The organism is Rhizobium sp. BK251 (genome assembly GCF_004345245.1).
In the GTDB taxonomy this organism is placed as follows: Bacteria; Pseudomonadota; Alphaproteobacteria; order Rhizobiales; family Rhizobiaceae; genus Rhizobium.
The window spans coordinates 1-10703 of record NZ_SLUQ01000020.1; the positions used below are offsets into that span (position 1 = coordinate 1).

The 10703-nt window shown below is 62.0% G+C and carries 8 protein-coding genes and 1 pseudogene; 5 read left to right on the forward strand and 4 right to left on the reverse strand.

The annotated features are described in order from the left end of the window. A partial coding sequence (locus EV286_RS32345; RefSeq protein WP_207909958.1) for a hypothetical protein occupies window positions 1-197 on the forward strand: 197 nt, incomplete at its 5' end. 368 nt (window positions 198-565) lie between these two features. Here EV286_RS32345 and EV286_RS31305 read toward each other — a convergent pair. Together EV286_RS31305 and EV286_RS31310 are read right to left on the reverse strand one after the other, a co-directional pair. Further along, a complete protein-coding gene (locus EV286_RS31305) occupies window positions 566-784 on the reverse strand; it encodes a helix-turn-helix domain-containing protein (protein WP_132961139.1) in 219 nt (72 codons plus the stop codon). A gap of 221 nt (window positions 785-1005) precedes the next feature. Then, window positions 1006-1272: a helix-turn-helix transcriptional regulator gene (locus tag EV286_RS31310; protein WP_132961159.1), complete on the reverse strand. Its 267-nt coding sequence runs from the start codon at window positions 1270-1272 to the stop codon at window positions 1006-1008. 133 nt (window positions 1273-1405) lie between these two features. On the opposite strand from EV286_RS31310, the gene EV286_RS31315 reads away from it, so the two are divergent. Both EV286_RS31315 and EV286_RS31320 read left to right on the forward strand, forming a co-directional pair. Then, window positions 1406-2296: a LysR family transcriptional regulator gene (locus tag EV286_RS31315; protein WP_132961140.1), complete on the forward strand. Its 891-nt coding sequence runs from the start codon at window positions 1406-1408 to the stop codon at window positions 2294-2296. Window positions 2297-2552: 256 nt separating this feature from the next. Beyond that, window positions 2553-3527 (forward strand): zincin-like metallopeptidase domain-containing protein, encoded by a 975-nt coding sequence (locus EV286_RS31320; RefSeq protein ID WP_132961141.1) that lies wholly within the window; start codon window positions 2553-2555, stop codon window positions 3525-3527. Between the two features lie 32 nt (window positions 3528-3559). On the opposite strand, the pseudogene EV286_RS31325 reads toward EV286_RS31320, so the two are convergent. Both EV286_RS31325 and EV286_RS31330 read right to left on the reverse strand, forming a co-directional pair. Continuing rightward, window positions 3560-5255: pseudogene (locus EV286_RS31325) on the reverse strand (type IV secretory system conjugative DNA transfer family protein). Then, a complete protein-coding gene (locus EV286_RS31330; protein WP_132961142.1) occupies window positions 5252-5578 on the reverse strand; it encodes a mobilization protein in 327 nt (108 codons plus the stop codon). Before EV286_RS31330 ends, EV286_RS31325 begins: the two are co-directional and overlap by 4 nt. A gap of 352 nt (window positions 5579-5930) precedes the next feature. On the opposite strand from EV286_RS31330, the gene traA reads away from it, so the two are divergent. After that, complete coding sequence (gene traA / locus EV286_RS31335) at window positions 5931-9107, forward strand: Ti-type conjugative transfer relaxase TraA (RefSeq protein ID WP_132961143.1); 3177 nt, start codon at window positions 5931-5933, stop codon at window positions 9105-9107. Between the two features lie 673 nt (window positions 9108-9780). Beyond that, window positions 9781-10692 carry a DUF2188 domain-containing protein gene (locus EV286_RS32695; RefSeq protein ID WP_245500901.1) on the forward strand — a complete coding sequence of 304 codons (912 nt, stop codon included), beginning with the start codon at window positions 9781-9783 and terminating at the stop codon, window positions 10690-10692. The last annotated feature ends 11 nt before the right edge of the window (window positions 10693-10703 follow it).

A 10703-nucleotide genomic window follows, 5' to 3' on the forward strand; every position in this document is an offset into this window, starting at 1 on the left:
GGCCGGAGCGACGCTCGAACCCAATGAAACCGCAAACCAATGAGGGGTCAGTTCTTCAATTCGGCAAAGGGGTCAATTCCTCGATTCGCTTGACAGTTGCAATGGTAGGCGCCGGCATCGTCAACCTCGTGACTGCCTTGGCGCTTCACGAACAGGTTACCGCGTCGAAATTTTCGACAAGTGTCCAGATCCATTGATCGGGGTGGAGAACTGGAGAGATCACGGCGCAACATTCGGTGGACTGGATGAACGGATTTTTTCCTTCAATGAGTCCCGACACAATCACGCTAGCGTCGCCTACAACACCGAGACGAACACGCAGTGTCAGAAGTCGATTGGAGATGGCGGGTGGCCGTCGAACCGCGAGGGGACTTTGGAGCAAAGGGCCGGTCGTGGATCGCCGCAATCGGTGATAGAAACTCCTTCCCAATAGCGTTTCCTAAGTTCCGTCATAAACTCAAACTGTTATGAAAATGAAACTCTGAGGGAGTTGATGGTGGGCCTGGTAGGGAACACCCACCAGTATTTATAGCCAAAGCTGCATGTCACTAATTTGGCGAGCTCTTCATGGCTGATGCCTGGACGAGACCAAGACACGGCACTTCACTTTGTTGTGCTCATCCCAAGCATCGAGCTCCGATATTGGGTAAAGAACCGCCTTGCCAATCTTCACAAAACAGGGGCCTATGCGCATCGCACGCCAATTGCGCAGCGTTCCCAAAGAGATGCTGCCACGATACCGATCGTACACTTCCTCTGCTGTGAGATATTTCGTGCTGTCCATTGTTGCCTCCGCCTGCACTGGATACGTGGAGCTGACCAAAAGCGTCGTCTGGAAAGCGGAGTTAAGCAGATTGCCCGGCAAAATGGACTCGCTATTCTGCTAGTGGAGAAGGCGCGCGGGGGTAATGCCTATCGCATCACCCGCCCAAACAAACTTGGCCAACCATCGAACTCCTGCCGCAAACGAACGAGGTTCAGGGTCGCAGCTAATATGGTGCGGCGCTAGGGTGTCTTTGGCTTTCTTCCGGAACGCAGGGGCGGAGGGCGTGAGGCGTTCTCGTCGATCTCATTGAATAAATCAGACACACTTGAATCGAGTACCGCTGCAAGTGCTTCCAGGGCAGATACTGTGACATTCTCTAGGCCGCGCTCGATCCGCCCCACATAGGATCGGTCTATGTTTGCTTCTAGGGCTAACCTTTCTTGTGAGAACCCCTTTCCCACACGGAGTCTTCGTAGGTTCCAGCCTATGGTTTGTCTGATGTCCATAGCAGCCAGCATGCGATATTCACGGCTTGACAATCGACGGACTGTAGGTCCCTTATTATAGTCAGATTTGTCACGACGGGCGTGAGGCGGCTCGCATCCGCTCCATGCACGTGCATATATTTGAAGGCTCTCAATGGAACTGCGCCAGCTTTCCTACTTCGTCGCGGTCGCCGAGGAGCTGCACTTCGGCCGTGCCGCCATGCGGGTCAACATCGCCCAGCCGGCGCTCTCCAATCAGGTGCAGGCGCTCGAGCGGCATCTCGGCGTACAGCTGTTCAACCGCTCGACGAGACGGGTGGAACTGACGCGGGCAGGGGCGGTGTTCTACGACCGCTGTGTGAGGATCCTCAGCGAGATCGATCTGTCGGCCGAGGTGACCCGCTCGGCGGCGGGCAAGAGTGTCCGCCAGATCAAGATCGGCACGGTGCATCCGGCCACCCGGAGCGTGCTGCCAGCCTTCCTTTCAAGGATCGCCCGCAAGTATCCCGATATCCGCCTGCACATCACCAGCGGCACCAGCGACGACATCATCCGCCAGCTGGAGACCGGCCGCATCAATTTGGGCTTCATCCGCCCGGTCGCGAACATCGGTGCCTTGCGCTTCTTCTCGATCGCCCAGGAGCACTATCTCTTGGCCGTCGCCAGGAGCAATCCACTGTCGAAGATGGAGGAGATCTCGGTCGAGGATCTGAAGGACCAGAAGATTATCGCGTTCTCACGGGCAAACCTGTCCTATACCGAGCGCTACTTCGCTTCGCTGTTCGACGAGCATGACCTGAGCCGCAACATCGCCTATAGCTGCGACGACACCTTCTCGCTGGTGTCGCTGGTCTCGGCCGGCCTCGGCGTCGGCTTTGCCCCGGAATGGACGGCCAATCTTCCCGAGCGCAATTTTGAACTGAAGAAGGTCAGGGGCATCGATCTGAAGATCGGGCTCGGCGTTGCCTGGAACAAGGAGGACCCGACGGCGGCCCGCGACGACATCATCGACATCGCCCGATCGCTCGCACGGCCGGGCAGGTGAGGGGAGGCGGCTGTCGTCTGCGACCGCCGTCCCGATCGTCTCTCCCTCCACATCCTGCCTTGCCGATCATCTCCGTGCGATTGCCGCCATCTCGCCCTGCCGCGGCTCTGGTCCTGCCAGGCACGCATCGCCCGCAACGGCCCTGCCGTCCTCCACTGCGTTGCGGCCCTGCGGGTGCTGGCGCTGCTTGCCGCCTGGCTCTTGGACCGCCGTAGCAGGTCGCGATGGCCGCGACCGCAAGAACGGAGGTTCAAACATGGGCAGGCAGCAGTCCAATCAACGAGCCGATCTCTACAGCCGCATCACCGACACGATCATCGCCGAGCTCGAGCAGGGCGTGCGGCCCTGGGTCAGACCCTGGGTCAAGCCGTGGAACTCTGGTCCCGTGGCAGGCGGGATCACCCGGCCACTGCGCCACAATGGCCAGCCCTATTCGGGCATCAACGTCCTGCTTTTATGGTCCGAAGCAATCGCCCGCGGCTTTGCCTCGTCGACCTGGATGACCTTCCGCCAGGCGATCGAACTTGGCGGCGCTGTGCGCAAGGGCGAGACCGGGACGACCGTCGTCTTCGCCAGTTCGTTCATGCGCAGGGAAACGTCCGAGAGTGGCGAGGAGCTGGAGCAGGATATTCCGTTCCTGAAGAGCTACACGGTCTTCAACCTCGACCAGATCACTGGCCTCGACGAGCGGTTCTATGACATCGCCCCGGTTCAGGACCCGCTGATCCGCATCGGCGATGCCGGCCGCTTCTTTGCCAATACCGGGGCGATGATCCGCCATGGGGGAACGGCGGCCTATTACGTGCCGGCCCGTGACTATATCCAGATGCCAGCCTTCGATGCCTTCATGGATGATGCTTCCTATGTCGCAGTACTCAGTCACGAGATGACGCACTGGACAGCATCGCCACGCCGGCTTGATCGCGATCTCAGCCGCTATGCCAGGGACAGGAGCGAACGCGCCCGCGAGGAGCTGATTGCCGAACTCGGCAGCTGCTTCCTCTGCGCCGATCTCGGCATCGTCCCGGAACTTCAGCCACGCCCGGATCATGCCAGTTACCTCGCGAGCTGGCTCGAGGTTCTCGGCTGCGACAAACGCGCGATCTTCACCGCTGCCGCCCACGCACAGCGCGCCGTCGACTACCTGCATCATCTGCAGCCGGATGTCGATGCTGACCATGGCGAAGGCGAAGGCGATGGCGACCATGACCATGAGGAGGAGGCGGCGTAAGCCGCCATCTCTTCGACCACTCGTCTCCACCATCAGTCGCGCGTTCTCGCGAACAATCCGGCAAATTCCCGATCGGCAAAATAGCGCAGCTTCGCGGCAGTGATCGGGCGTTGGCCGGCGAGGAACAGCAGTTCGATATCGCCGGGAAGATGGCGCACCTCGTCAGGTGTCATGAGCGGGCGTCCGACATGCTGTCTGGCAAGAGTGAGGCCGGTCTTTTCTGAATCGAGGGCACGCGCGGCCGTCTGGAAGACGACGGTCCCCTGGCCAAGCAGGTTCGAGACGAGGCGGGCGCTGTCGTGATCGTTGACGCCGAAGACCTGCAGCACGCCGGCATTCGAGAGGAAGGTGCCGGCGCGCTGACCATAGGTGGCGCGCAGCTGATGGATGTCCTGGATGATCGGCCAGAGCTGCACGCCATAACCGGCCATCAGGCCCATGGCGCGTTCGACCGGCGCCAGATGACCGAGGGATGCGAACTCGTCGAGCAGATAGAGAACCGGCGGGCGGGAGGGAGCCGATGATGGTCCTGATGATGGTGCCGTGCGCGCCATCTCGGTGAGGCTCTGGGCGATCAGCAGCCGCAGCCATCTGGAATAGACCGAGAGCCTGTCCGGCGGCAGGACCAGGAACACCGTTGCTCTGGTTTGCTTCAGATCGGCGAAGCGGAAACCGGATCGTGCCAGCACCTTCGTCATGCGCGGACTGTCGAGGAAATGCGTGTGCCGTTGGGCGGCAGAGAGCACGCCGCTTGCCTCACGTTCCGATTTGCTGAGATGCCGGTTGGCGGCACGCGCCACCAGTCCGTCGATGGCGTCACTCCCCTGCATCTCCTCGAGCACGGCACGGAACCGATCCGGCGCCAGGGTCAGATAATTGCCTGAGCGTCGAGAGCGTACGGCGCTCAGCCGGTTGGCTGGCAACGACATGCAGAAGCAGCCCTGATATCAGCGCCTTTGCTTCCTCGTTCCAGTGGGCATCGCCCGACAGTCCCGGCGCATCGAACACCAGCGCATCGGCAAGGGTGGAGATATCCTCGGCAATATCGATATGATCTGGATCGCAGCCGTCGAGCGGATTGAAGGCAGATGTGGCGTGGTTGGTCACGGCAAACGGATCGAGAATATGGACCGCTCCGAAGCGTCGCCGCGCATCGCCTGCGATGATGGCATTCTCGCCCTTCGGGTCGATGCAGATGATGGAGCGGTCGACTGTCAGGAGATTGGGAATGATTGTCCCGACACCCTTGCCGCTGCGCGTCGGCGCCATCGTCAGAAGATGGGCCGGTCCGTCATAGCGCAGCAGCCGCCCGGAGTTTGTCGCACGACCGATCAGCAGACCGCTGGCCGATGTGGTGAGTGCCGCGACTTCCCGTCTGCCGGCAAAGCGCGCCGAGCCATGCGTGTCGCCATTCGCCGATCCAAAGTGCAGGATCAGCGGCGCCGACACCATTCGAAGCAGCAGGGTGACGGCGAAGGCGGAGAACATCCAGTTGCCGATATGCCAAATCAGATCGCCCTTGTTGCTGCCGAGGATCACGCGGGTCAGATAGTCAATGCCAAAGCCGACGGTGAACACGACGAATGCATAGCCCGCCGCATGCGTGATGAACGTCTTCGCATATCGAAGCGGAAACCGGACGAGAGCGACGACGGCCCACAGCGGATCACGGGCCGCCTGACGCATCATGTTGGCAAAGGCCGCCCTGACGAGACGAATCCAGTTCATCGATTGGCCTCGCGATGATGAGTGGCACCATCGGCACCATCGCTCGCGGCTCGGTCGTCGCCCTGCGGCGCAAAAATATCGTTGAACAGGCCTCGATCTGCGTCGCGCAGGAGAAACTTCGGCAGTTCCGTTCGCAGCCACGCGGCGAGCTCGCGCGCAAACGGCGCGCCGCCCTCGTGTTCGAGCCGATGCAGCACCAGCGCCCCGATCAGGATCTTGCGGCGCGTGTCGATGGCGCGCTCCTGTTTGCCAAGCCGCATCTGCAGCGTCTTTTTCTGCGCCTCCAGCCGGGCCAGCCGTTCGCCAATCGTCCTTCGTGCCATGTGGTTCCCTTTGTTTGTCGTTTCTCTCCGCGGGTCGGGCCCTTCGCGTGTCGGGCCTCTCCCTTGTCCTGTGATCGATCCGAGCTGCCGTCGCCGTACGCCAGTCGTGGCGTGCCGTCGTGACGATGACGGCTGCACCGGCTCCCATGCTGCCCGCAGCCACGCCACCCGACCACTCGCAGATCTGCGAGTGGCAAGAACAGCCTGTCCGGGCGAGGAAGGCAGACAACGATTGCGGCTTGCTCCCACCAGGGCCGCAGGCGCGCAGTCGACGAAGGCACAAGGGCGCACTTACGAGTTGCCGGGCAATTCGGTGCGCGGACCGGCAGGTCCGCTAACCAGGGGGAGGGCGATGGCGATCTATCATCTCAGCATGAAGCCGGTCGCCCGCAGCAGCGGCCGCAGTGCCGTGGCATCCGCCGCCTATCGTGCCGCCGAGCGGCTGACCAACGCCCGCGATGGGCTGACGCACGACTTCTCCAACCGTCAGGGTGTCGAACATGCCGAGATCGTATTGCCGGAAGGTGTTGATGCCGCATGGGCAAGGAGCCGTTCGGCATTGTGGAATGCCGCCGAACGGGCGGAGAAGCGCAGTGACGCCCGCGTTGCCCGCGAGTTCGAGGTGGCGCTGCCGCACGAGCTCAGTGCAGACCAGCGCCTGGCGCTGACGCGAGCCTTCGCCCGGCATCTGGCCGATCGCTATGGCGCCGCCCTCGACATTGCCATCCACCGGCCGCATGTCGAAAGCGATGTCCGCAACCACCATGCCCATATCCTGATGACCACCAGGCAGGTGAGAGAGACCGGGCTCGGCGACAAGACGCTGATCGAGCGGGAGAACCGCTGGCTGCTGGCCAACACCATGGCGACCGCGCAGATGCAGCTGCGTGAACTGAGACAAGCCTTCGAAGAGGTCGTCAACCGGCATCTGGCGATCGCCGGTCTCGATATCCGCGTCGATCATCGCTCGCATCGCGAACGCGGCCTGGAGATCGAACCGGGCGAGCATGTCGGCGTGCATGCGACGCAGCTCGAACGCCACGGCGCGATGGTGTCGCGCACGCGCATCGACGCGGCGGCGGCCCGGCGCAATGGCGAACTGATCCGCAACAAGCCGGAGCAGATCCTCACCATCGTCAGCGGCGAGAAGAGCGTCTTCGACCGCCATGACATTGCGCGTGCCCTGCATCGCAGCATCGACGAGCCGCAGGCCTTCCAGAATGCCTTTGCGGCCGTCATGGCATCGCCTGTGCTCGTCGAGCTGAAGCCGGAGACGGCAACCCAGCTGGCCCGCTATTCGACACGCGAGATGATCGCCATCGAACAGGCGATCGCAGGAGGCGCAGAGCGGATGAGCGGGTCGTCCCGACACGCCGTGCAGCATCGGCATGTCGAGCGGGCCTTGAGGCGACAGGATGATGCGATCCGGGCAGGGCTGGCTGCCGAGCTGCACGCGGTGGATCGGGACAACAGGATCGCACACGCGGGCTTGAGCGCAGAGCAGCGCGTTGCCGTCGGCCACATCACCGGACCGGCGCAGATATCAGCGGTGATCGGCTTTGCCGGGGCCGGCAAGTCGACGATGCTGGCGGCGGCGCGCCAGGCCTGGGAGGCGCAGGGCTACCGCGTTCATGGTGCGGCCCTTGCCGGCAAGGCGGCCGAGGGATTGGAAGAATCCTCCGGCATTCCATCCAGCACATTGGCGTCCTGGGAACATCGCTGGCAGGCGGGCAGGGGCGAGCTCGGCAGCAATGATGTGCTTGTCATTGATGAAGCCGGCATGGTGGCAAGCCGGCAGCTGGCGCGGTTCGTCGGCGAGGCCGAGGCGCGTGGTGCCAAGCTGGTTCTGGTCGGCGATCACGAGCAGCTGCAGGCGATCGGTGCGGGTGCGCCGTTCCGGGCGATTGCCGAGCGTGTCGGCGCCGTCGCCCTTTCGGAGATCCGCCGGCAGATCGAGGGCTGGCAGCGCGACGCATCGATTGCCTTTGCCACGCATCGCACCGGCGAGGGACTGTCACTCTATGCCGGGCACGACGCGGTCCAGTTCCACGACAACCGCGATGAAGCTCGCGCGGCCCTGGTGCGCGACTATCTCGCCGATCTCGAGCATTCGTCCGGATCGCGGATTGCGCTCGCCCATCGTCGCGCCGACGTGGCCGCGATCAATGCCGACATCCGTGCCGGCCTTCAGGCGCGCGGACGGTTGGCAAGAGGCGAGGAGGAACATGTCTCTCTCGGTCGTGAACTCGTCTACCAGACCAATGACGGCAAGCGGTGCTTTGCACCGGGCGATCGGATCGTCCTCCTGGAGAACAATCGCGAGCTCAGGGTGAAGAACGGCATGCTGGGGACGGTCGAGGCCGTGGAGCCGGGCGCACTCCAGATACGTCTCGACGGCCGCGGGCAGGCGAAGGCTCAACTGCTCTCCATACCGGTCAGAACTTACCAGGCCTTTGACCACGGCTATGCGACGACCATCCACAAGGCGCAAGGGACGACGGTCGACCGCGCCTTCGTTCTCGCATCCGCCACGATGGACCGGCACCTGACCTATGTGGCGATGACCCGTCATCGCGAAGGCGTGCAGCTCTATGCCGGCCGCGACGCGTTCAGGGACATGACGGCGCTCGCTGCCGGCATGGGCCGATCCGGCGCCAAGGAGACGACGCTCGACTATATCGGCGACTTTGCCGCGCGGCGCGGACTGGCGGAAGCGTTCGGGATCAGAAGCGAGATCGCGCTCGATCCGAGGCGCGATGTCGCCACGCACGGCGAGACGGTCGAGCCGCTGGTGCCGGCGCTATCAAGCTATTCCCAGAGCATCGAGGCGGTCGCCCGTGAGAGGGCGAGACCGGAGTTCGAACGGGCGATGCAGGCGGTGCGTTCGGTTGGCCGTCATGTCTATGCCGATGCGGATGCTGTTGCCACCAGGCTCGGTGCGACCATCATGGACAACGGGATCGAGACGCAGCTGTTGGCGGCATCGGTTGCCGGGCGTCCGGAGCAGTTCGGGGCGCTGCGCGGCACCTCCGGTTTCCTCGGTGACAACAGCGAGAGGAAGGCGGCACGCCACCATGCCAGGGCGCTTGGCCATCATGTGGCCGCAGCTGGCCTCATCTGGGAGCGTCGGTTCGAGGCGGCGCGTCAGTCCGAAGCCTGGATGCGCGAGAGGCGCGATGTCGTGGCGGTTCCGGGGCTTACCGCTGGCAGCGAGGCGATCCTGAGGGAGCTCGATCAGCTGCCCCGGGCGGAGCAGCCGAAATTCCTCGAGCGGCTGTCCGCCACGCCGGAGGGCAGACAGGCGCTCGAGGAGGCGAAGACCATCGCGCAGGTGCTTGAGCGGCGGTTTGGCAGTGCCGACCCGCGCGTGTTCAACAAGGAGCTCGACCGGTTGGAAGCCACGGACACAACGAAGGTCGCGCGCATCAAAGACGTCGCCCGCATCGTCGATCGGGCGCAGCGGGCCGAGCTGTCGCGTCAGTATGAATTGAAGCGGAGCCTCAACAAGGGGCTGGGATTGGGGATGTGAGAGAAGGCGTTTCGGCGGAGAGAGTCTACGACGCGACGCAGCCCGAAGACGCCAACAACGGCGATCGAGACGGAGGACGAAGTGCAATGGCTGTCGACTGAAGGCAGAGATCGCCTCGATCGTGGAGGATCTGCCGGAGAGGGGTTGGGGCGACCCTGGCTCATAACCTGAAGGCCGCGGGTTCAAATCCTGCCCCCGCAACCAATTCAAACATAAATCGCTGAATACCACGATATAACTGACAATCGTCCTCACCGCCTCTGTTTCGCAGGGGCGGTTTTTTTGCGTTTATAGGCTTGGGTAGATGTCGGCGTTGCGTCTCAGCATGCGAGATCTCGGTTTGTGTGTTGGCATGCAGACCAGACCGGAGCCGGTCCGCGTGTTGCAATATCAGATTTGACGGCTTTCTCTATAATCGTTCACCCGCTCGGACGCTGGGCAAGGCGCAGGTTGGGTATGGAACCTTCCTCCGCCTCAGTTTGAAACAAAGTCATATGTGCTACGTTGCTCGTAAAACACACGTTTATGCGAATTTTCTTATCGATGTGAATTGCGATAGGGCTTCTCCATTCTCCTTGCGCTCTCGTCATCACGTTTATCAGCAATTCCTGTCCTGAAACCGTATATTTCCTCGCTTGAAAAATGTAATAGTATCCATTACTATAACTCTCAAATGACAAGAACACCTCTGCACAAACTCGCTGACATTCGCAACGGAACGGCCTTTAAGGCCGATCCCGGTGGTGTTTTCTTCGTGCAGGGGCGCCACCTTCGTGGCGGATGTTTGAATGTGGAGGATTTGGCGACCGGGTCTTCTCCAGTCCGTAGTTTTGAGGATGCCCGATTGCAGGCAGGCGATGTGCTCGTCGATACGAGGGGAACAACGAATTGGGCTGCATGTATTGAGCGCGCCGATTCTCCCCTGTTTGCGGTGCTTGATCTCGCCATCGTGCGCTTGAAAGGTAACAACGTCCTGCCCGCCTATCTGGCGCTTTTCCTGAATTTGCCGACCACTCAAAGCGCGCTCGCAACGATGCGGAGTACTGCAACGATCCCCCGTCTGGGACTCGGTGCGCTGACCGAACTCGAAATCCCCGTGCCACCCTTCCGCATCCAGAAGCTGATGGCTGCACTCGATAGCGAGCGGCGCAAGCAATCAAATCTCATAGAAAAGCTTGGTGAGGCGCAGAATCGCCTGACCGACGAAATCCTCCGCCGCGTTGCGGAGGGTCTGCCCATGCCGGAGGGCAATCCAGCATGGGCAATTCACCGCCAGACACGCCTTGCTCGGGAACATCTGGCTTATTCCACCTCCAAAGATGGAGTTTCTATTATGAGCAATAAGAAGTCGCCCGGCAAGGGCGGGACCACGCATCATGTCGTACCGGACCCGGACCGCGGTTGGAATGTGAAGCGGGGCGGCGCAAGCCGTTCCTCTGGGCATTTCGACACCAAGCAGGAGGCTGTTGATCGCGCGCGCGAGATCAGCCGCAATGCGAATAGCGAATTGAAGATCCACAATCAGGACGGCAAGATCGCTCAGTCGGACAGCCACGGTAACGATCCGCGTAATATCAAGGGCTAAAACCCCAACAG